23 protein-coding genes and 1 tRNA gene are annotated in these 21,550 nt (G+C 53.7%); 11 read left to right on the top strand and 13 right to left on the bottom strand.

The features are described 5' to 3' along the window. The first annotated feature begins 88 nt into the window (after nucleotides 1-88). Entirely contained in the window at nucleotides 89-676 is a 588-nt protein-coding gene (gene nfuA, locus A3OI_RS0118510; RefSeq protein ID WP_018405695.1) for a Fe-S biogenesis protein NfuA, read from the top strand. Between the two features lie 65 nt (nucleotides 677-741). Here nfuA and A3OI_RS0118515 read toward each other — a convergent pair whose 3' ends face one another. The 5 genes from A3OI_RS0118515 to A3OI_RS0118535 form a co-directional block, all read right to left on the bottom strand. Further along, nucleotides 742-1,062 carry a TusE/DsrC/DsvC family sulfur relay protein gene (locus tag A3OI_RS0118515; protein ID WP_018405696.1) on the bottom strand — a complete coding sequence of 107 codons (321 nt, stop codon included), beginning with the start codon at nucleotides 1,060-1,062 and terminating at the stop codon, nucleotides 742-744. A 4-nt stretch (nucleotides 1,063-1,066) separates the two neighbouring features. Continuing rightward, nucleotides 1,067-1,393: a DsrH/TusB family sulfur relay protein gene (locus A3OI_RS0118520; RefSeq protein WP_228703042.1), complete on the bottom strand. Its 327-nt coding sequence runs from the start codon at nucleotides 1,391-1,393 to the stop codon at nucleotides 1,067-1,069. A 75-nt stretch (nucleotides 1,394-1,468) separates the two neighbouring features. Next, on the bottom strand, nucleotides 1,469-1,819 hold the full coding sequence (locus A3OI_RS0118525; RefSeq protein WP_018405698.1) for a DsrE family protein: 351 nt from the start codon (nucleotides 1,817-1,819) through the stop codon (nucleotides 1,469-1,471). 2 nt (nucleotides 1,820-1,821) lie between these two features. After that, a complete protein-coding gene (gene tusD, locus A3OI_RS0118530) occupies nucleotides 1,822-2,235 on the bottom strand; it encodes a sulfurtransferase complex subunit TusD (protein WP_018405699.1) in 414 nt (137 codons plus the stop codon). A gap of 74 nt (nucleotides 2,236-2,309) precedes the next feature. Beyond that, a complete protein-coding gene (locus A3OI_RS0118535) occupies nucleotides 2,310-3,029 on the bottom strand; it encodes a Bax inhibitor-1/YccA family protein (RefSeq protein WP_018405700.1) in 720 nt (239 codons plus the stop codon). 354 nt (nucleotides 3,030-3,383) lie between these two features. On the opposite strand from A3OI_RS0118535, the gene A3OI_RS0118545 reads away from it, so the two are divergent. Together A3OI_RS0118545 and A3OI_RS0118550 are read left to right on the top strand one after the other, a co-directional pair. Next, a tRNA-Ser gene (locus A3OI_RS0118545) sits at nucleotides 3,384-3,474 on the top strand. Nucleotides 3,475-3,682: 208 nt separating this feature from the next. Next, nucleotides 3,683-4,444, top strand: a complete 762-nt coding sequence (locus A3OI_RS0118550; RefSeq protein ID WP_018405702.1) for an SDR family oxidoreductase — start codon at nucleotides 3,683-3,685, stop codon at nucleotides 4,442-4,444. A 64-nt stretch (nucleotides 4,445-4,508) separates the two neighbouring features. Here A3OI_RS0118550 and A3OI_RS0118555 read toward each other — a convergent pair whose 3' ends face one another. From A3OI_RS0118555 to A3OI_RS0118565, 3 genes are all read right to left on the bottom strand, one after another. After that, nucleotides 4,509-5,711, bottom strand: coding sequence for an esterase/lipase family protein (locus A3OI_RS0118555; RefSeq protein WP_018405703.1), 1,203 nt, complete (start codon nucleotides 5,709-5,711; stop codon nucleotides 4,509-4,511). Nucleotides 5,712-5,840: 129 nt separating this feature from the next. Continuing rightward, entirely contained in the window at nucleotides 5,841-6,956 is a 1,116-nt protein-coding gene (gene hemH, locus A3OI_RS0118560; protein ID WP_018405704.1) for a ferrochelatase, read from the bottom strand. Between the two features lie 46 nt (nucleotides 6,957-7,002). Then, on the bottom strand, nucleotides 7,003-7,434 hold the full coding sequence (locus A3OI_RS0118565; RefSeq protein WP_018405705.1) for a TIGR01244 family sulfur transferase: 432 nt from the start codon (nucleotides 7,432-7,434) through the stop codon (nucleotides 7,003-7,005). A gap of 201 nt (nucleotides 7,435-7,635) precedes the next feature. Between A3OI_RS0118565 and A3OI_RS0118570 the strand changes: the two genes are divergently transcribed. Beyond that, on the top strand, nucleotides 7,636-8,055 hold the full coding sequence (locus A3OI_RS0118570; protein ID WP_018405706.1) for a phasin family protein: 420 nt from the start codon (nucleotides 7,636-7,638) through the stop codon (nucleotides 8,053-8,055). A 45-nt stretch (nucleotides 8,056-8,100) separates the two neighbouring features. Here A3OI_RS0118570 and A3OI_RS0118575 read toward each other — a convergent pair whose 3' ends face one another. The 3 genes from A3OI_RS0118575 to A3OI_RS20890 all read right to left on the bottom strand — a co-directional run bounded on the left by A3OI_RS0118575 (nucleotide 8,101) and on the right by A3OI_RS20890 (nucleotide 10,158). Continuing rightward, a complete protein-coding gene (locus tag A3OI_RS0118575) occupies nucleotides 8,101-8,730 on the bottom strand; it encodes a TetR/AcrR family transcriptional regulator (protein WP_018405707.1) in 630 nt (209 codons plus the stop codon). Nucleotides 8,731-8,766: 36 nt separating this feature from the next. Then, entirely contained in the window at nucleotides 8,767-9,579 is an 813-nt protein-coding gene (gene xthA, locus A3OI_RS0118580) for an exodeoxyribonuclease III (protein ID WP_018405708.1), read from the bottom strand. Nucleotides 9,580-9,666: 87 nt separating this feature from the next. Then, nucleotides 9,667-10,158, bottom strand: coding sequence for a hypothetical protein (locus A3OI_RS20890; protein ID WP_018405709.1), 492 nt, complete (start codon nucleotides 10,156-10,158; stop codon nucleotides 9,667-9,669). Between the two features lie 142 nt (nucleotides 10,159-10,300). On the opposite strand from A3OI_RS20890, the gene A3OI_RS0118590 reads away from it, so the two are divergent. Continuing rightward, nucleotides 10,301-10,693, top strand: a complete 393-nt coding sequence (locus A3OI_RS0118590; protein ID WP_018405710.1) for an NAD(P)/FAD-dependent oxidoreductase — start codon at nucleotides 10,301-10,303, stop codon at nucleotides 10,691-10,693. Here the strand turns inward: A3OI_RS0118590 and A3OI_RS0118595 are convergent. After that, nucleotides 10,668-12,140 (bottom strand): HD domain-containing protein, encoded by a 1,473-nt coding sequence (locus A3OI_RS0118595; protein WP_018405711.1) that lies wholly within the window; start codon nucleotides 12,138-12,140, stop codon nucleotides 10,668-10,670. The genes A3OI_RS0118590 and A3OI_RS0118595 overlap by 26 nt on opposite strands. A gap of 160 nt (nucleotides 12,141-12,300) precedes the next feature. Here A3OI_RS0118595 and A3OI_RS20895 point away from each other — a divergent pair, with 160 nt between their 5' ends. From A3OI_RS20895 to A3OI_RS20900, 6 genes are all read left to right on the top strand, one after another. Further along, on the top strand, nucleotides 12,301-12,930 hold the full coding sequence (locus A3OI_RS20895; RefSeq protein ID WP_018405712.1) for a response regulator: 630 nt from the start codon (nucleotides 12,301-12,303) through the stop codon (nucleotides 12,928-12,930). 104 nt (nucleotides 12,931-13,034) lie between these two features. Continuing rightward, nucleotides 13,035-14,414, top strand: coding sequence for a gamma-mobile-trio recombinase GmtY (gene gmtY, locus A3OI_RS0118605; protein ID WP_018405713.1), 1,380 nt, complete (start codon nucleotides 13,035-13,037; stop codon nucleotides 14,412-14,414). Next, nucleotides 14,404-18,048: a gamma-mobile-trio integrase GmtZ gene (gene gmtZ, locus A3OI_RS0118610; protein ID WP_018405714.1), complete on the top strand. Its 3,645-nt coding sequence runs from the start codon at nucleotides 14,404-14,406 to the stop codon at nucleotides 18,046-18,048. The genes gmtY and gmtZ overlap by 11 nt, the downstream gene beginning before the upstream one ends. Continuing rightward, a complete protein-coding gene (gmtX, locus tag A3OI_RS0118615; protein ID WP_018405715.1) occupies nucleotides 18,041-18,676 on the top strand; it encodes a gamma-mobile-trio protein GmtX in 636 nt (211 codons plus the stop codon). Before gmtZ ends, gmtX begins: the two co-directional genes overlap by 8 nt. Further along, a complete protein-coding gene (locus A3OI_RS0118620) occupies nucleotides 18,669-19,103 on the top strand; it encodes a VPA1267 family protein (RefSeq protein ID WP_018405716.1) in 435 nt (144 codons plus the stop codon). Before gmtX ends, A3OI_RS0118620 begins: the two co-directional genes overlap by 8 nt. Continuing rightward, the gene (locus A3OI_RS20900; RefSeq protein WP_018405717.1) at nucleotides 19,100-20,596 is read left to right on the top strand and encodes an AAA family ATPase; all 1,497 of its coding nucleotides are present in this window, start codon (nucleotides 19,100-19,102) and stop codon (nucleotides 20,594-20,596) included. The genes A3OI_RS0118620 and A3OI_RS20900 overlap by 4 nt, the downstream gene beginning before the upstream one ends. Before the next feature lie 62 nt (nucleotides 20,597-20,658). Here A3OI_RS20900 and A3OI_RS0118630 read toward each other — a convergent pair. Then, nucleotides 20,659-21,550 (bottom strand): IS66 family transposase (locus A3OI_RS0118630; protein ID WP_018405718.1); only part of this gene is annotated, 892 nt, incomplete at its 5' end.

Below are 21,550 nucleotides of genomic sequence, written 5' to 3' on the forward strand. Positions count from 1 at the left end.
CCGCATAAAGACCAACCAAATTGGTTGGTCTTTCATGTTGCCGCCATCTGCCGTAAAATGAGTTCAAATTCTAAAGCGAGTTAAGAATATGTCCGTGGTAACTGTGACCGACCCCGCGCGGGATTATCTTGCGGAACTGATTTCAAAACAGGACGTTAAAGGTATGGGTGTGCGCATTTTCGTCACCCAGCCCGGCACCAAAAACGCCGAAACCTGTCTTGCTTACTGTCCGCCCAACGAAATTGTGCCGACGGACGAGCAGTTCGATCTGGAAAAGTTCACTTTGTATCTGGACCATGCTTCGGTGCCATTTTTGGAAGAAGCCTACGTGGATTATTCCAAGGATCAAATGGGCGGTCAGCTGACAATCAAGGCGCCGAACGCCAAGGTGGCCAATGTTGATGAAAACGCGCCCCTGCCAGATCGGGTGAATTACATTCTTGCGTCGGAAATCAATCCGGGCCTAGCGTCTCACGGCGGCGAAGTGTCGCTGGTTGAAATTGTCGACGGCTCCATCGTAGTGCTGCGCTTCGGCGGCGGCTGCCAGGGCTGCTCCGCCGTCAGCCTAACCCTGAAACAGGGCGTTGAAACCACCCTGAAAGAGCGAGTTCCAGAAGTAACCGCCGTGCGCGACGTGACCGATCACACCGTGACTGAAAACGCGTACTATCAATAACAGCGTTCGCCCAACACAAGGGAAACCGAAGGGGACAGATTTCAAATCTGTCCCCGGTCCTAGCATCACAAACAATTAGTAGGCCGTGGCAAACCCGCAACGCGGCAGGCGCTTTTGGCCGGAGTACCGGAAAACAACTGCATTAAGTAAATACTGTTGCCCTTGTCTTCACCCAGAGCTTCCTTCACGGCTTTTACAAATAGCCGGTTTGAGGGCGGTGACATGGCGTGCTGCTGATAAAAATCCCGTAAAAACTGCACAATTTCCCAATGGGCCGGCGACAGTTCCAGACCGTTATCGGCGGCTATTTGTTCAGCGATCTGCGGTGTCCAGCTGTGGGCATCTTCCAGAAAACCTTCATTGTTACGTGTTGGCGTGTTGATCATGATTTCACCAGCTGATGATGCGTGTGGCCAAAGCGCTCAATTGCACCATGTGCTCGTAGCCTATCTGTGGTGTAGCTCCCGTCGCTTCGGTGCCCGCCCCGGATTTGGCAATCAGGCCGCGGGCACGGGCGTCGGCGGCCAGCATGAACACCGGGCAGGGCGCCGCAGCAGCAACTTCAGGCGCGCTTAACACCGCGTTTTCAATCAGCAGCACTGTGTCTGCGGTGGCCAGCGTTGCAAGGCACTGTGCAGCCCTGGGATGCTCCACCGTTTTGTTCAGTATGTGCAGGGTGTGAATGTGGGCGGGTAAGTCTGCAACAGACTGGTTCATAAGGTGGTCCAATGGTTTTCGCCCTAACAGGCGGTTTATCAATTCGCGAACGGGGTGGGTGTTGGTCGCCGTTAGTCAGCCGGCGAACGTCACTTTTTCGAAGCCCGTCATGAACGTCTGGTCAGGTGCTATCAGGGTTACGCCAGCAATTATAGCGTCATTCGCCAGGCCATAGCGTTGGCAAGCCTGGGCATCGGCATACAGAGCTTCAACGCCAAAAATGGCCGCCGCGCCCAGATTTTGTGCCACGGACTTTTGGCCAAGGCCGTCGGGTTGCTGTCCGGTGCGAAGCCAGTTTACACCGGCACCGTTGAACAGCAGAGCGCAGCTTTGGTCAAAGGCCGCAAGTGAGAACGCCATATCCAGACCTTCGCGCCCGCTCCAGCTGCCATAGGGTGCCTGGTCAATAACAATTAACGTCGTCATGTTCAGGCTCCGCTGTGAAAGTAGATAATTTTACTGCAAGTGCCAGCTTCCACCCACTCGCCCAGTCCGGCGATTTCAAACGGCGCCCTTATGTTGTGTGCGGATAACTCGTAACGTTGTTGCTCGCCGCTGTCGATGAGGCCACGGCGCAGCGCTGAGGCGACGCACGCTACGGCTGGGATCTGGTGCTCCGCCAGGAACTCAGACCATAGCCGAGGCCAGTGGGGCTCGTCAGAGGGCGGGCATATCAGGGCCGAGGCAATATGAACGCCATCGCCGTAGAGAAAGACACGGTCAATCTGGTGGCCTGCGGCAACGGCCGCACGGGCAAAGTCCAGCGCGGTTTGAGGAGCCTGGGATGAGTAGGGGGCTCCGGTTATTACCACTGTGTAGGTTTGCAGAGAAATGTCAGCCATGGTTTGGAATCTTGTCTGATAACAAAAACCCCGGCAAGTGCCGGGGCTTCGGATTACTTTAAAACCAGATTAAATCAGTCGTTACCACCGAACGCGCCCAGCAGGTGCAGCAAGGCCAAAAACAGGTTGTAGATGTTCAGGTACAACCCGGTGGTTGCCATGATGTAGTTGGTTTCGCCACCGTTAACGATACGGCTTGTGTCATACAGAATGAAGCCTGACATCAGCAGCACGATAGCAGCGCTGAGAGCGAGGCTGAAGGCCGTTATCTCAACACCAAACATACTGGCCACTATGCCACCTACCATGGCGATAAGTACCACAACCAAGCCCGCAACCAACATGCCACGCATGAAGCTGAAATCTTTTTTGGTGGTCAGAACGTAGCCAGAAAGAGCGAAGAACACCAGCGCGGTTCCGCCAAGAGCTTGGGTAACAATCTGCCCGCCGTTGGAGAACTGGAGGTAGTACAGCAGAATCGGGCCTAGTGAAAGACCCAGCAGGCCGGTGAATGCGAACACCACTGCAATACCGGCAGAGCTGTTGGCGGTACGTGGCAATACAAACCAAACCAGGGCAATAGCGCCCAGGCTACACATCAGGCTTGTGCCCCGGCCCAGGCCGACCGACATTGCAACAGCCGCCATAATTGCACTGAATGCCAGCGTCATTGCAAGCAGGGTGTACGTGTTGCGCAGAACCTTGGTCGCTGAAGCACTGATAGGTGCGGTCGCGGACCCGCGGGCAATCTTGTCGCTAGCACTCTGCTGAACGTTGTACTGTCTGTTTTCCATTGTTATCTCCGTTTAAAGCGACTGGGTGCTTTCTAAACCAACTGTGTGCTATTCAAAATGGTCAGATGCTATCTCAAAAGGTCATATACTGTAGTCTATAATAATGTCGATTTCACAACTTTCAATCATTAAACGGGTAATTTCGTCCGGGTTTTCGTTAACTACTGTGACAATCGCAAGCTTGAAAAATTTCATTAAGTTGACGTAACGCTTGTTTAACTCTGTCGTAGCTCTGGCTTAACTTTGGAGCTGATTTTTTCAGTTTCTAGCGCTAAATTTTGTGCAGGGCGTTGACAGAGATAAGAATTCCGGTATCATTCCCCCGGCTGTCGCTAGGCGGCAGCGGAAGAATAGGGTGGGTTGGCAGAGTGGCTTAATGCAGCGGTCTTGAAAACCGCCGAAGGTTAATAGCCTTCCCGGGGTTCGAATCCCTGACCCACCGCCACTTTCTTCTCAAGTCAATATTCCCCGAAAAAAAGATCCCTTTGGTCCATAATCGCGACCACTTCTGTAAATACGTTTGAATTTCTTCCCTGGTTTTCTGAGTTCTCCGGCTGTTTTACAGCGATGCAATAATAGACTGGACGTGAACTGGACAGATCTATTAGCCCCTGCCAGTGTATTCCGTTTAGGTTTACCAAGGAGTCTGGCCTATGTCTGATGATCGCAAAGTGGCCCTGGTGACCGGTGGAGCTCATGGCATTGGCCGGGGCATAGTGGCGTACCTGCTGAAGCAGAATTGGCGCGTCGCTTTTTTCGATCTGGATGACACTGCCGCGAATGAGATTGCCACAGCGTTTGGGGATCCCGCCAACCTGCTTTACGTGCGCTGCAATGTGGCAGATGAGGGCGACGTCAAGTTGGCGTTGCGTCAGCTTATAAGCTGGGGAAGTCGGCTGGATGCGCTGGTGAACAACGCCGGCTTGGCCGATCCGGTGACCGGCGCGGTGGAAGATCTGTCGTTGGCGGAATGGCAGAAACGACTGGATGTAAACCTGACCGGTCCCTTTCTAATGGCGAAACACTCAGTACCGCACCTGCGCCTTACCCGGGGAGCTATCATCAATATTGCCTCTACGCGGGCTGTGCAGTCTGAAGCCAATACCGAAGCCTACGCTGCCACCAAGGGCGGACTGGTAGCCCTGACCCACGCTCTTGCTGTCAGCCTGGGGCCGGAAGTACGAGTTAACTCCATCAGCCCGGGGTGGATCGATACCCGCGAGCCGGAGGCAGGCCAGGAGTCCGCGCTCCTAAGCGCACGGGACCACGCCCAGCATCCCGCAGGCAGAGTCGGTAAACCCGACGATATCGCGGCGATGGTGCATTATCTGATTTCCCCTCAAGCCGGGTTCATCACTGGGCAAAACATCGTGGTGGATGGCGGCATGGTGCGCAAGATGATCTACGAAGAGTAGGGAGCGTTCGAAGGGGACAGATTTAAAATCTGTCCCCAGGTGAAGCCGGTCTGCCACTGCTTTATCAAGCCAGCCATTCCAAGATCTGGTCATGCACGACTTTGTTGTCGAGCAGTGCCAGATGATTCAATTTTTCAAACACCCGACAGTCTTCCGAGCGTATGTGTAATTTTTTCAAATCATCAGAATGATGCCCCTTTGCGCTATCGAGCCGCACCAGAAGATCCCCCACCATGGTGCTCGAAAAATCTCCGGGGTGATCGCCAATGGTGGCGGCCAGGAAATAGTGCCGGGCGCCTTCTAGAAGCGGAACTGGCTTGCGGATGTCGGGGTGAAACTCATCCTGATCGATACCTTCCCAGTCATCGTCAAGCAAATTTCCATATTGCAGATCTTTGATACCGGCGCTGGTATGTTGCGCAAGCGCAAAGGGGCTGGCGTAGCGGAACTTTTGCATGACGAAGGTGAGTAAATGCCCGGCTTTGGCCAGTGCGGCGCCGTGATGGGGTGAGCCCAGGTAAAGCGCTTTTTTGACCAAGTGGGTCCAAGGTAATGTCGGCTCGCTGCCATACCAGCAGGCGCTGCGGATAACCAGCCCGCCCATGCTGTGGCCAATCAGAACCAGCTCTTCAACTTCGACCGGCCAAGCGTCTATTAATACCTGAAGTTGTTCGCTTAACTCCCTGCCGTTACTGGAAATATGCCGGCCCGTGTTGTAGTTGAGGTACAGCGGTGTGAAGCCATGGGCTCGCTGCAGTTCGATACCCAAATCCGCTTTGTCGTGGCCTTTCCAGTACTCGTGTGACAGGCACAGGCCGTGTACCAGTAACACGATGCGCGGACTGGCGTCGGGAAACATGGCGCCCACGCTGTCTGAGTCAGGTCTTAGTTTTGCGCCCTGGCTATCTCTGAAATGCATGGTAATCGCCAGGGGATTGTTACTGGCTTCCAGATGATCACCGCAGACACCATTCAACGCAGCTGCGACTTTCTCGCTTTGTGCCGAGTGTGGGGGTTCGTCATCCGCTGAGAACCCGTCAAGGGATCGATGCAAGCCTTGTTGCAATGAAAACATGGTTGACTGAATAAATTGATATGTGTGGCCCTCCCGTTCCTTAGAGGGCACGCCTGCAACGTCACGCAGCCGGTTTAACGGGTTTATCTCGCGGACAATCGTGCGGTGTGTCCGTTCGGCTATGCGGGTAACGCCACCAGCCACATCCAGAAGCAGTTGGGCCGAGCCGTGTAGCGATTTGACGGATACCATGGTGTTGGTCTCTTAGCATATGCTGAAGATTCTGACACAGGTAAAATGACGGGGATAGATTAATAGGAATAAGGGGACAGATTTGAAATCTGTCCCCGGGTACAACAGGAGCCCAGCGGATACAAGCTTCTACAGTTTTGCCGTTTCGTGTGGATACACCGCTGCCTGCTGCGCATCGGCCAGGACCTGGCGCTCAGCTAAGTGTTCCGGATTATTCTGCGGTATTTGCCAGCCTTCAATATTCTGCTCGATCAGAGCGACCAACGCATCAATGTGTCCCTGCGTTGCGTTCAGTGCGGTCACGTAATTAAACGCCTCACCGCCGGATTCCATAAAGTACTCGCGGTTTTCTTCGTCGATTTCTTCTACCGTTTCCAGACAATCTGAAGAAAAACCCGGGCAGAATACATCCACGGATTTGACACCCTGGCCGGGAAGCGACTTCAGGGTTTCGTCGGTATAAGGCTTCAACCATTCTTCACGGCCAAATCTTGACTGGAAGGTGGTCATGTATTCATCTTTTGCCAGACCCAGGCGCTCAGCCAGCAGGCGCGATGTTTTGTGGCATTCGCAGTGGTAAGGGTCGCCTTTGGTCAGGTATTTCTTCGGCACGCCGTGGTAAGACAGCATCAGTTTCTGTTTGCGCCCGTGCTCTACCCAATGGGCTTCGATAAGCTCAGCCATGGCCTCGATGTAAGGTGGAAAATCGTGGTAATGAGAGATAAAGCGAAAATCTGGCAACCAGCGGCGCTTGGCAAAATCCTGGGCGATGGCATCAAAGGTGGAGGCTGAGGTAGACGCGGAGTATTGCGGGTACAGCGGCAATACCAGCAGTTTGCGCACGCCTTGCCGTTGCATTTCGTCCAGCGCGCTGGCCACGGATGGGTTGCCGTAGCGCATGGCAAATCCCACCACCACATTGTCGCCGTAACGGGCTTTGAGCTCTTCGCTAATGGCGCTGGCCTGGTCAGCCGTGTGGGTCATTAACGGCGAGCCTTCTGGCTGCCACACGCCGGCGTAGGCTTTGGCACTGCGTGACGGGCGAATGCGCAGGATGACGCCGTGCAAAATCAGCCACCATAAAGGGCGGGGCACTTCTACTACGCGAGGGTCCCACAGAAATTCCCCCAGATAGCGCCGCAGTGCCGAGGGGGTTGGGGCATCGGGTGTCCCCAAATTGGTAACCAGCACGCCCAGGCGTTCCGGCTGGTTGTGGCGGAAGTTTTCGGAACCTTTAAATTGCATGAATGAATCCTGACTGATTGCCTGTGCGAGTGGGGGCGTCGGCTTATTAGCTCTTTTTCTGAGCCTGCTGAGCCAGCCGCGGCGCAATTCCGCTGATGTCGTAACCGGCGCTTTGGGCTTTTTCGAATATTTCCTTTGCCGGGGTCTCACCAGCCGAGCTGAGCGCCCAAAGAACAGTACAGCGAGTTCCGGAACGGCAGAAAGCCAGTACGGGGGCGTCGGCTGTGCGGATCATTGCGCCGAAGCGTTCCACGTCATCATCGCTGATGTTGCCAGAGGCTACCGGCATGTATACCCACTGCAGGCCATGTTCACTCGCGGCTTTTTCGATATCCGCCATAAGCGGCTGGCCAGGTTCTTCGCCATCCGGGCGATTGGCGACCAGGGTTTTGAAACCCAGGCCAGCTATGGCGGGCAGGTCGGCTATCTGAATCTGCGGTGTTACCGAAATACGGTCATTAATTTTTCTGAGGTCCATGGCTTTATCTCCCGAAATCGAGTTTGAAAATAGACGGGTATAATCGCATACCGCGGCGAACATGCAAAAGAAAGCCTCAGCGCCAAGCAGTAGGCTTACGAATTAGCCAGACGGGACACTAGACTGCAATCGGGCGCCGGCTGTAATACAATGGGAGCCTTGCTGTAACTCGCGCTTCGGCGCCTGCCTGGAGGTTTTGCCATGACCGATGAACACGACAAAAATACGGATGCGGATGCCCAACTGCCGGGCAGAATAAAGGATTCGGCACGACAGATCTGGTTGGCAGGGCTAGGCGCCTTCAATAAGGCCGAAGAAGACACCGGTCGGTTTTTCGAGCGCCTGGTGCAGGAAGGCGAGCAGATGGAAAACCGCACCCGCGGTGTGGTCGAGAAACAGCTGAAGTCGGTGGAAGACCGGGTAGAGGGCGTACGCGAGCGCGCCACAGGCACCTGGGACAAACTCGAGCATTTGTTCGATCAGCGGGTATCTGGCGCTCTGCGCAGGCTGGGAATGTATCGGCAGGAAGATGTCATGACGTTGGAAAAGCGGGTAGAGCGCCTGGAAGCCGAACTTGAGCTTATGAAACAAAAAATACCCGGCTACAATGAAGAAGAGTAACGGCCCGCGTTATGCGCCATCGCCACAATCAACATCCTTTCCGCGTCAGAGATAGCTTCGGCTGATCAGCAAAGCCTGCTCTTTTTCCTCTGCTGCCAGGTAAGGCAACATCAGGCACATGGTCTGGTATACGCCGCGACCGGGGTCCACCGCATTACGATCATCAAGATGTGAAAGCGTATCAAAACTGCTCCAGTAACAAGTGGTTAGCGTTAACTGGTCACATAAAGTGGCTAACTCTTCGGTGCCGATGGTCATAAACCCCTGGGCGCTGAAGCTGGTGCAGATGGTGTGGAACGCGGTGTTTTTCAGCTTCAATATTTTGCGAAATTTTGGCTGTAGCCGGGGATGGCGCGACAGCACATTCACCAGATCCTGATACAGAAAACGGTAGTGGGCCACCGCTTCGAATAATAGATGCAAAAAGAAATTTTGTTGGTCCAGGCTTATGCTAGCGTCTGCGGGCACGGCCAGCAGGTCGTGCATCTGAAGCTCGAAGCTTTCAAACAGTTCACTGACAATGTCGCTTTTGTTGTTGAAGTGGTAGTAGAGGTTGCCCGGGCTGATGTCCAGTTCATCGGAGATTAGCAGCGTGGTTACATTCGGCTCACCCAGGGCGTTGAACAACGCCAGGCTGGTATCGAGAATGCGATCGCGAGTTTTGATCTTTGCCATAACCCGCGACCACCTCCCTGGTTGACGAAGAAAGAATCAGAGCGTGAATCTGGCCCATACCGGAGCATGATCAGAAGGGCGATCCATAGCCCGAACATCATAGCTGACGCCGGCGCTTTTCGCCTGGGGCAGCAAGTTGTCACTGGCCATGATCAAGTCAATGCGCAGCCCGCGTTTTGGCTCGCGATCGAAACCTTTGCTGCGGTAATCAAACCAGCTGAACGTATCCGCTTCGTGGGGGTGAAGGTGGCGGAACACATCGGTATAGCCACGGCTTTCAACCTCACCCAGCCATTGGCGCTCCTCGGGCAGAAAACTGCACTTACCGCTACGCAGCCAGCGCTTGGCGTTGTCGGCGCCAATGCCGATATCTTTGTCAGTCGGGGAGATGTTCACATCGCCCATCACCACCACTTTGGTATTGCGCAGCTTCAACTCATCCAGGTAGCTCATCAGATCCGCATAGAACTTCTGCTTTGCTGGAAACTTCACCGGGTGATCGCGACTTTCGCCCTGGGGAAAGTAGCCGTTGATAACGGTCAGGGTTTCACCATTCACGGTGAAGTCTGCGGTAATCAGTCGGCGCTGGGCGTTGTCCAGGTCGTCAGGAAAGCCTTTGTATACCTTGTCGGGCGCCATTTTTGACATAAGCGCCACGCCGTAGTGGGTCTTTTGGCCGTGAAAATGCACGTGGTAACCCAGCGCTTCTATGTCTGCCAGCGGAAAATCTTCATCGCTGACTTTTGTTTCCTGCAAGCCGATAAAATCCGGGTTCAGCTGCTCAATAACCGCGGCAAGCTGATGCAGGCGTGTACGAATGCTGTTGACGTTGAATGACACAAACATCATGGGGGACGGTTCTCCGGCACAAGTTTAATGGGAGTTTAACACATTGAAACCGCGAGGGAATGGCGCTTGGTTTTCGCTTTAGGGATACTAGGGTGCCAGCAGCGGACAGGGGGGGTATTCCATTACGCTATAGACGATATCCGCTTGAATATTTTCTTGCTGGTTGCGACGGATATTGGTCAGGCCGGAATAGTGGGTCAGGGCACCTTGCTGGTTATAGCCAAGCAAAATGGGTTCCACTATTAATCGTAGAAACAGGCTGGTCGGGCGAATCTGAATCAGGTGATCGGCGCGAATGCGGTCGCTGCCGCTCTTGTCATCGACAGGCTCCATCACAAAACTGTAGTAACTGCCGCGGGTTGGCGCCAGAAACTCGAAGTTTACAGAGCCGCCCTCAACCACGGTCTGCCAGTTTTGCCGGACCAGATTGTCAAAGCCAGAATCCACCACCAGGCTGTTATTGCTGTCCAAGCGAAACTGTTCAAGTTCTTGGGCGGGTGATTGCCATTCGATGGCAACGCTCCCTGAATCATAACCGACCGTTAGGCGCTCGTTGAATCGGGGTTGAACGAACTCCACGTTGGGACGCAGCAGGCTAGGCTGGCTGCCGCGGTCATAGCGAAGCTGCTTGGAAGCGAACTGAACACGGCGGTGTCACAGATTTTGCCGTGTTGGGCGGTAGCGGTGAAGTTCAGTACTAACCCCTGGCCGCGCTTCCAGGGTGCCCGAGTCGCCAATTCAAGCGGATAACACCAGCAAGCCGGGTCGCGAGAACGCATCTGATGAATCTGCTACGGGCCATTGGTGGGTGCTGCACGCAACGCCCGAGTGGACAAATGCCCACGTCGACGACGACTCCCAGCAAGTGGTGAATGGTTTAATGGCGGCCTTCGCCGAGCTCAGCGGCAGCGCCGAGCCAGCACTGGAAACCTTAACCCACCGCTGGCTGTATGCCCGTTCGGATGCCGGTGGCGAACCTCAGCCTGGCCACCCCTGGTTCGCCAGCGAGCAATTGGGGTTGGCCGGTGACTGGCTGGCAGGGGGGCGTATAGAAGGCGCTTATAACAGCGCCGTAGGCCTTGTGGACGCTATTGGTGGATCGGGACAGGCGTAAACGGCCGTGTGTAAAAATGGGTGATGATGCCGTCGCCAAACTTACTGAAAAAGGCGCTGACGTCGGTGATTTTCTGCAGTGACCGGCGTCGGTTGACGGGGTTGCGCATAAGCACCTTTATGCCGTTGAAATTATCCTGAATATTGGAAAAACGTGCATACATCGAACAGGTCACCACATTGGCCGGGTTTAGCGCCAGCTGCCCGGCCAGCCAGTGGCTGTGTTGGGCGATGGCGTCTGGGTTCAGATCTTCCCGGGTATCCAGGTGTTGCAGCTTTACCCGGTTCACGATGCAGAATGAAAAGCTTTCCGGCTGGCGCCGCGCCACTTTACGAAACGCTTCCCAAAAGAAGTTGTCCGTTAGCTCCGCAAACCACTGCATATTGCTCAGGCACGTATCAATCCAGTGGAAACTTTCTTCGTCATCCAATACTTCGTTGATGGCCTCGCGCAGCAGCCAGTCAAAACCCAGCGCTGTTTTGTGGGCATACACCTTGCGGTACATCTGATAACGGCTGTAAACGAAATCCTCCAGCGCGCCCAGGCCTTTCTGGGTGATGGCCAGTCCCAGCCAGGGCTCGTGAGGGTTCCAGCCAAAGCGCAGGTTGCTCAACAGATGGTCCAGATTGAAGCCGCCAATGGTGACAGACGAGTGAAAGCCGTCGCGCAGCATGTAATCGGCCCGGTCAGCGTCGATTTCGCCGGATACGATAGACGAAAGCAGGTTCATGACCATCCCCGGAATATCGTCTTCCACAATGGCGCCTCCGTGAGCATCGGCCCCGGCGATAAATTCCCAGAAAGTCACTGCGTGCTTGCAGAAAGTGGGGCTTGGCTTTACCTCTGTGGTTTCCATAATGCCGATAACGTCGACCGCGTTCAGCCCGGCGTCGGCCAGATCTATAGCGCTCAGAACATCGTGCGCCACGCGCACAGAATAATGCTCGTGCTCCAGTTCCTCCGGTGGCTGCGGGTGGTACTGGCGAAAGTCCACATTGGCCCACAAATCCTCAAATCTTCCGGGCCGCGACATCAGTTCGCGAATGTGCCGGGCCTGGGTGAACTGGTGAGAAAAGCTGGAGTGGCCGCTGTCGTGAAGCAGGCAGCCCAAGCGAATGGTCTTGGCCAGGTAGTCGATAGCGTCAAGTTGGCTCAGGGTCAGGTCGGTTTGTTCACTGAGTTGGCGCTCGCGCAGATAGGCGTCGATCATCGCACGGAACATGCGTGTGCCCACGTGCATCACGCCAATGCTGTGTAAGAATCGCGAGTGGGTGGCGCCGGGAAACACCAGGCTGAGAATGTCGTTCTGGCAGATATTGCGCAGGCGCTGGAACAGCGGGTGGTCTATCACCTGTATTTCATGGCGGTACAGGGGGATGGCCCCGTGAACCGGGTCCATAATCAGTTTGTCGTAGGCTCCGAGCAAGTCGTTTACGGCGCGCCTCATAATCGGCTTTCCCTAAAATTGATGATACTCTTGGTTTCGTAATGATTTCGTAATGGTGTTGTACCGGTTTCTATACCGCTTGTTATATCACAGAGGAATGCCAGAATAAGCCTTGTACCCTCTGTTTTCCGCTTCTCGTCAGTCGTTTAGGGCAGCTGCCATGGTTTCGCGTACTCAGCGCATTCTGATCATTGATTCCGACGCAAATGCGCGCGCTGAACTGTCCCGTTACCTGGAAGTTCGCGGCTTTTACGCGCTGGGTTATTCAAATCCGTCAGCGGCCAGCGCGCTTCACGAGGGGCCAGCACCAGACATCATATTTGCAGATTTACCGCCAGACGCCATTCAGAAAGTGGCAAACCGCCTTGAAGACAGCGAACATTTTATACCGATTGTGGCTTGCGCAGAACAGGCCACAGGTGCTGACGTTGTAGCGCTCATGCGAGCCGGTGCCTCAGATTTCCTGCTAAAACCTTGCAGTTCAGACCGTAACGCTCTGGACGATGTGATTGCAAAGCTCCTTGAGCGAGCGCGGATCAATCGCTTGAATCAGCTATACCGTCAAGAACTGGAAGACGCCAACCGGGAGCTGCGATCGGGTATGTCCGAGCTTAGCGCAGATCACCGGGCCGGCCGTAAAGTGCAGATGAAAATGCTGCCAGAGCACAACATGGAGGTGAACGGCGTGGTTATTGATCACCTGATCAAGCCATCATTGTTTCTGAGCGGCGATTTTCTGGACTATTTCAAGTTAAACGATGACATTAGTGGAATAGAAAAAATATCCTAAAAAGCATCAAAAACCTATGCCAGAAATCGAAATCTGGTTTTTTTTGAGCATACATGCTTTTATAGTGGAATTAAAAACATACCATTTTACCGATTGGAAATTGCGTGCTGAACAGCGTCTGCATAGAAGCAAATATCAAAGTAGACAACACGGGGACGAAGATAAGTCTTCCGGTGATCGTCACCCAAGATGGTTTGCTGAAAAGTTATTTGGATTATTTGATCGTTCATCGATACAAATCTCGGAGCTGGAAAGACAGGAGCGCGTTTGCGGTTCGACTCCTCATCGATTACACGAATCAGAATAAAGACTGCTTTGAAACTCCTCACCAATTGTTTCAAGAGTTTTCAAACAGCCTCTACACCGGAACGATTGGCGAGGATGGTAGCGATCCAAGTTGGCTGCGGTGGAAACCACGCGAGGATAAGGACGCGAACTTTCTAATCAGCCTCATAACACAATATACAGACTGGCTCTCTGAGCAGTACGAAGAGAAAAAGCTTCAGATAAACCCAACGGTGAAACCTACTCGTTACGAGGAGTGGATGGGCCTCGCAGCCTATTACCAGAAGAAACGGCGGGCTTTTTTTTCGCACCTTTGGGCTAACAAACCAGACCCTTCTTATTTCCGGAAGGTCATGCCCAGGAAGGTGTCGCGTTCTAACGGCAATGAGAGTAAGAAAAGCTTTCCTTCTGGACGAATTGACGACCTCTTGTGGAATGGCTTTACGCGATATGGCTTTGGAACGAGCGACGTAGTTCATGAGCGCCTGGACCTGAAGAATGTGCTCATTACAATGCTGATGCATTACGGCGGACTCAGGCTCAGCGAGTGCTTTCACTTTTGGGTAGAAGATGTCGTTCCGTGGGAGGACGGAACTGCACTGGTCAAAATTTTTCATCCCGATAAAGGGCGGCCCCGTCCAAACGGCCCCAGCAGGCGCGAAGAGTTGCTCAATAAGTATGGGATGCAACCGCGATTTGAATATTCGAAATCCCATACGCTGCATGCAGGTTGGAAAGCACCCAAAGAGGACAATGAAAGTCGCCACTTTCTTCAGGTTTGGTGGTTTCCAAGGAGTGCTGGTGAAACCTTTAACGACCTTTGGCGGCTTTACCTGACCTACCAGCGATACCCCGATGGCGGTAAACATCCGTTTGCATTCACGACGCAATCAGGCGCTCCGCACTCAATCAAAGGCTATAACCAATCGCTTAAAAGAGCCGTTGAAAGAATTGGTTTACCGTTTTCAAAAGAAGCGGGAACGACAGCACACGCCCACCGACACTCGTATGGGCAAGCTCTGGCTAATGCAAACGCTGATTCTCTGATCATTAAAAACGCCCTACACCATAAATCGATAGAAAGTCAGCAGGTCTACACCGAACTCACTGATAAGCAGATGCGAGCACATTTGAGCAGATTGTCGCCCGAGCACGGCTTAATTTCTCCAATCAAGAAAGGACTCACTCATGACAACTAAGTACGCCACTGTCGCCGAGGCGTCCGAGGCCGCTCAACGTTTGGGATTTGAAATAAGAGATGAGTACAACAAGGGCTACAAAAAAGACCCGAAGCTGCCAGCAGCTCCCGACAAACACTATGCCGAAGATTGGGCTGATTGGCCCAACTTCCTTCGCAATGAGCACCCCAGAGAAAAATACGTGACGCTCGCCGAGGCGTCCGAAGCCGCTCAGCGATTGGGCTTCAAAACACGCACCGAATACCTGGAGGGCTACCAAAAAGACCCGAAGCTGCCATCGAATCCCCAACGAAGTTATGCCGGAGAGTGGGATTATTGGTATAGCTTCCTTGGCGTTGAGAGCCCCGAGAGGTACTCGGCGCTTGCCAAGGCGTCCGAAGCCGCTCAGCGCCTGGGGTTCAAAACACAGACGGAATACTATGAGGACTACCAAAAAGACCCGAAGCTGCCATCACAACCCGCTGTTTTCTATGCCGAAGATTGGGATGATTGGTATAGCTTCCTTGGCACTGAACGCCCCAGTGAGAAGTACGCCACTGTCGCCGAGGCGTCCGAAGCCGCTCAACGCTTGGGGTTAAAAACACAGGCGGAATACTATGAGGACTACCAAAAAGACCCGAAGCTGGTATCGACCCCAGACCAATTTTATGCCGAAGATTGGAGTAGTTGGTACAGCTTCCTTGGCACTGAACGCCCCGATGGGAAGTACGCGACGCTCGCCGAGGCGTCCGAAGCCGCTCAGCGCTTAGGAATCAAAACGTCCGTAGAATACAAAGAGGGCTACAAACAAGACCCGAAGCTGCCATCCCATCCCGACGAAATCTATCGCAAACATTGGGCTGATTGGTACAGTTTTCTTGGCAATGAGCGCCCCAGAGAAAAGTACGCGACGCTCGCCGAGGCGTCCGAAGCCGCTCAGCGCCTGGGATTCAAATCAATTAAGGAATACCAGAAGAGCTACAAAAAAGACCCGAAGCTGACAGTATCTCCCAACGACTTCTATGCCGAAGATTGGGATGATTGGTACAGCTACCTTGGCATTGAGCGCCCCGTGAAGAGGTACGCCACTGTCGCCGAGGCGTCCGAAGCCGCTCAACGCTTGGGGTTTAAATCAGGGGCGGAATACTTCAGGGGCTACGAAAAAGACCCGAAGCTGGTATCGACCCCAAACCAATTTTATGCCGGAGATTGGATAAGTTGGCCTCACTTCCTAGGCAACGAAAACGCCATTAATCGAGAACTGACCAGCAAATACCCCGAGTTTTGGAAAGCCATTCAGTGTTATGTAAATGCTGGTACAGGCCAATCCAACAAATACTCACATTTGAGAGCATTCCTTAGATTTCACGTGGACAAGTTGGGCTTGGTTGACGATCCGGGAGCCATGCTGTCAAGGGATATCCCGTTTAATGAGCGAGCGTACGAAAACTTCATAAATGCCACCGCAGATACTGTAAAAAAATCACGGCATAACGCTTGTTCCGCTTTTTTCGAGTGGGTTTTGGAGACCTATTGCTCTGACGAGGACGATAACGGTGAGTTGATAGTTCTGCCCGGCTACCGTAATCCGCTGAGAACCGTTCTCAAGGGCTTGTTAGGCCAGTTGCCCAGCTACAGGCGCAGTGAATCAAACAAGCCCGCATTACCCATGGATGCCATTTTACGAGCCAAGCAGCATCTTGTTCCGCTAGAGGCGACGTCGTTTCGCGATCTCTATCAATTGCATCCCTTCCTCGAAGGCTGCTGGTTCGAGGTTGATCCTCAGTTAATCGATGAGAACGACCCAAACTGCGTTTGTCGAGTAGTGACAAAAGAACGGAAGCGAGGTCGCAAGCGCTATTCTGAAGAGGTGTACGAGTTATGGTCGCCCGTGAAAATTGTTGCTCTCTACACGTTGCTGTCCATTCCATTGCGCAGTCAACAGATCCTTTGGCTCGATAGCGGAGAGGGGGATGAATTCCTTCCGGTATGGCGTGATGGGCAGGTCCACTGGATCAAGAATTTAAACCCGATTGCAACCCGAAAGCGAAACCAAGGCTTTATTCGGAAAGGGAACGATGACGGTGAGTTGAGTGCCTACATCACGACGAACAAAACCGGAAAGAAGCTGGGCGGCTACGAAGTTCCTTTCATGCCGGAAGACCTAGCGTATTGGGTTATCCAGCTTCGGGAGTGGCAGTCCAAATACAATCCTATCGAGGAACTCACACCGTGGACGCAAATCAAGCTGAAGCAAAAGACCAACAAAGACATCCTCAAACGGCGTGGTAAACAAGCGTTCCTTCTTCGCGATCAGGCGTCGATTACCTGTGATGAGAAGGTGTCGCCCATATTTACGACAACCGCGTTTACACGAACTCTGCCTGCTCTGTTGTTTCATAGTCAGAGGCCCGGTGCGGACTTCGCTGAGAAAACCGAAAATAAGAACAGCGTGGATTACAAGAGCCAATTTACCCCTCACGCTCTCCGCGTCAGCCTTATCACTGCCTACATTGTCGACGGCAGAGCGCCCATAGCCGTGATTTCAAAGCTGGTTGGTCATTCCTCGCTGGTGATGACGATTTACTACACAAAGGTAGGAGCCAGCAAAATGCGGCTGGAGATGGCGGCGGCTGAAAAACGGGCACTTGAGCAGAGTCACTATCGTTACGAAGACCTCATCCTCCAGAAGAAAATCGAAGAGGCGCGTCCGGAATTAATCGCCACAGACCGAAGCATCATGGATCAGTGTCTGATACCTAGTTGGCCCTCTGGAGCCTTCCAACTTATGAGTTTCGGAATCTGCCCCATGAGCGGCAACAAGTGTGACGAAGGTGGCATGGCGCTGGTTGAGCGGAAGGTTGAAGCACAGTACGCGCCGGTGCCCAATGGCTACCTTGGGACTCGAAATTGTCCTCAGTGCCGTTTCTTCATTACCGGCCCGGCGTTTCTGGGCGGTTTGTCGGCTATTGCCAACGAAATCATTCTGGAAATCAATGTCACCCGCAATGAATACCACGAACTCGAAGAAAAAAGGCAGACGCTCGATGACGAGCGGTACGATGCCGAGTCTTCGGGACAGGTTTTTGGTAAAGAGCGAACGCTGAAAAAGATCACCTCGGCGTATGAGGAAAAAGCCAAAAAGCTCGACATGCTTCTCACGGATCTCCAGCACTTATACCGCCTGATTTCTCAATCTACCGAACTGCTGAAGACCTCCGAGACAGGCCAGCACCAACTGATCGTCAGCGGCAATTACGTGGAAATGGAGATGCATTTAGAGGAGCAAAGCAGCGAGTTTCGGTTGCTCGCTGAGGTCTGTGCCAACGCTGAAATTTACGAGAGCGCCAGTGCCTCTAGGGCACGCCCCCTGCTCAGTCAGATGCTCGACAAATTGGCGGACACCAATGGGATTGCACCCGCGATATTTCGGTTGACCGAGGATCAGCAGCTCAAAGCTGCCAATCAGGTCGTCCGGCTGATTATGCAAGTGACACAGAATAACTGGCACGTCGCTGACCAGTTGATCAATGGGCAAATCACCTTGGAAGATCTCGCCGAATCACTACAGCTAGGTGATGTGCGCCAAGAGATCGAGTCAGCCATGAACGGGTCTTTGAAATTCCCGCTAGGAATCGAGAGCTGCAATGAGTGAACCGAACGAAGTCTACGAGGCTGTACTGGGCCAAATGAAAAATTCTCGTTCCAGGAAGTCCCTGGAGGCCCTTCACGCCGCTTGCAAGGAGCATCACGAGTCAGGCGCGGTTGATTTCAGAATCTCAACGATTGCGAAGCTAGGAGCCAGTCGTGGCGCTCCTAGCGAACAGACCATCCGAAACAAAACCGGAGAACATTATAGAGCGGTCATTGAGGCTTGGCAGGCGCTTGGAGACCAGAAAAAGAAAGCGATCAAAGCACAGACCACGCCCTCGGGCGAGTACGATTGGATTGATGAGGTAAGCAATAAAACTCATCGCTTCCTCATACTCGACCTGATTTCGAAGGTCCGTAAATTGAGGGCCGAAAATAAAAGGTTTGCATCGATCAAGAAATTGGAAATTGACTACCGAGCGGGTGCTGAAGACAAATCTGAATCGAGGTTACCGAGCCTGTTGAGCCACGAGATTGATGCATTGAAAGACGCCATCTCTGAGGAATCCCTTAAATTAAAGGGCTGGACTAAAACAGAACGCGGCAGCATCAAGGATCAAAACGGCAAGGTTGTCCTTAGAAACGGTTTTGTGGATGCCCTTGACAAAGTGTTGAGTATCGAGAATGGCTAATGGACAAGAAAAAGCTCGCGAAAACCTTGTTGCCTTTCAGCGTTGGGCCGCTACGCAAACCGATGACGATTTCAAACAGATCGTCTTTCGCTGCCAGTTAAACCGTGGCGAAGTCGCCAACGCTATCGGTATCGGAAAGAGCGCCTTGCGCCAGAATCCAGCGATAAAATCGGCCTTGGATCATCTGGAAACGGACCTCCGTGAAAGAGGCGTATTACTGCCACTGACTGAAACCGCACAGCAACAACGGTCTGCGCCAAAGCCCTACGATGCCAGCGCCAATCAGCGGTCCCTGGAGTCAAAACGACTCTCAGTGCTGGAGCAGGAAAACATTGAGCTGAAAGCCCGTGTAGCAACGCTTGAAGCCAAACTCAAGCGCTATGGCGAGTTATCCGAGGTGCTGACGGAATTTGGTGTCGCCCCGTGAATGAAGACTATTTCCGTGTAACCAGTTGCCAGCATGAAGGCGCGAAATACACGATCTTTTCTGGTGTCCCGCTGAAAGCCAACAGCTACTGCATCAACAGCGGGAAATACATCATCTCCATCCGGTGCGAAAACCAATCACTGCCCATCAAACCATCCGTGGGCCAGCAATGGCGCGTGCGTGGTGAGCGGGTATTGGAGGTGGTTGAGGCAGGCGACTATGAATTACAGCAGCATGTCTATAACGCGCCGGTTGAAATGGAATGCACGTTACCAGAATCCGGTGAAGCACTGATCCGCTTTATCGCGTCAGACAGGGATTTCACCGGCATTGGTGAGGTGAAAGCACGGGCGCTCTGGGACGCCTTCGGCAGCAAACTACACCAGATGCTGCGATACGACACAGCGGATCACAGGGAGCTTCTGAGGGGTATTCTGAGTGATGTATCTGTAGACGCCATATATAACGGCTACGCCAAATACCGAAACCTCGCACATGCTAATTGGCTGGCCTCGCTCGGAATCCCTTTGCGTATCCAACAACGCATTCTGAAATACCACGATGAACGCACCGTCGATGTACTCAAGGGTAATCCTTACGCTCTCTTAGGCTTCGGGATGTCGTTTGCCGACATCGATGCCATTTCCGAGCAGTTGGGCTTAGAGAAATCGACTCCGGTGAGGCTCGCAGCGGCCCTAGAAAGCGCGATCCGCAAGCAGGTCGAAAAAGGGCACACCTACGCCACGCATAAGGCTCTGAACCCCGAGATCATAAAGCTTCTAGGCGACAAAGAGCTGGTATCGGAGGCCTTTTCTCAAGGTCACCGCAATGGCCAGTTCATCCTCAGGCCGGAGACTGGGACCTATCACCCCACCGCCCAGCTAATGATGGAGTCGGTCGTCGCCAAACGACTCCAGACCCTGGCCACTATCAAGGATGAAGACGAATCCGTCTTCAAGGCGCTAATAGAGGCCGTTCTGGAGCTGCCTTACGATCTGACCGAGCAACAAATAGAGGCGGTCGAATCGAGTCTTACCAACGCGGTGAGCTGTATAACTGGCGGTGCCGGAACGGGCAAAACCACGGTGCTGCGAACCGTGCTCAAAGCTTATGCCAGTCTAGGTTATGAAGTTCATGCCGTGGCGTTGTCTGGCCGGGCGGCCATGCGACTGCACGAAAGCATCGGGTTTTTCACCAAGACGATTGCTCGCCTGTTGCGGGAGGAGCCGATCTCACCCTCACTGGTCCAGCCCAAGCATCTTTTGGTTATCGACGAAAGCAGTATGATCGACCTGCCGACCATGTATAGGATCGTCACACACCTCGATCCGTCGGTACGCATCATTCTGACAGGCGACCCCAATCAGTTACCGCCCATCGGCTGCGGCAAAGTCCTCTCAGATATAGTCGAATCTGGCGCAATTGCTACTGTCGAGCTGGATATCGTGAAGCGTCAGGAAGGCTCAACGGGCATCCCTGAATACTCTGCGTGACCTTACGGCAGCATAGCGCAACTTCGCGCTACGCTTGTGCTAGACCTGTCTGGAGGGCGCGCTCAGGCGGCTTTGGTGTCTTGACTGCTATGGCTTTGATAGGTCCACGGCAACCAGTTCTGCGGACTTTGCCTGGCTTCGCTGGCATGGCGCTGGACGCTGCGCAGGTAAATCAGCGGATTGATTCCGGCAAAGGCGCAGGTCGCAATCACTGAGGTGATCACATCGGCGATGGCCGCACCGGCGGCGCTCTTGAAGAACATGGCGTTCTTGCGATTACGGATCGGCAGCTTGAGACCACGCTCCATGCGATTGTTGTCGAGCGGTGCCCCCTCATGGCGGCAGAATGCGCTGAGTCCGTCGAAGTGCTTGTTGAAGTAGTTGACCGCCTGGCCAAAGCTACTGTTGGCTTCAGCCGCGTTCGCAGCCAGCCGGTCTGCGCCATAGCGGCGGATGTCTTCCATCACCGGAAATGAGTGCTCGCGGTGATGGGCCAGCCGCTGCGCGGGCGTCATCTGTTGCTCAGTCGCTTCAGTGTCGTGTTGCCAGATCAGCTGGTAACGCGTCAGTACCGCCTCCGCCTCTTCAGGAAAGTGCACCACCAGATCGGCAAAGTTGCGCCGGCCGTGTGCATTGCACAGGGCGATGCGCAGCGGGGTGCGGCTGACATGGTTGGATGAGAGCGCATCACTCATCACCAGCGGCGGCGGGCTGCCGTCACTGCGCAGGCGCAGGACATCGTCCAGTAATTCACCGGCATGGCTGAGCGATGTCTGGTACAGCACCAGGGGCGGACCGTCGCGCTGCTCGGCAATCATGCCGGAGGTATGAATGCCGGAGCGCAGTCGCTCACGGCCGTCATGGCGACTGCGTTTCATGACCGGCTTCTGATCCAGTATCCGGTTCCCGGTATCGTCGATATGATACAGCCAGGCGTCGGCGGCCAGCTTGAGC

Source organism: Marinobacter gelidimuriae (genome assembly GCF_000372805.1).
In the GTDB taxonomy this organism is placed as follows: domain Bacteria; phylum Pseudomonadota; class Gammaproteobacteria; order Pseudomonadales; family Oleiphilaceae; genus Marinobacter; species Marinobacter gelidimuriae.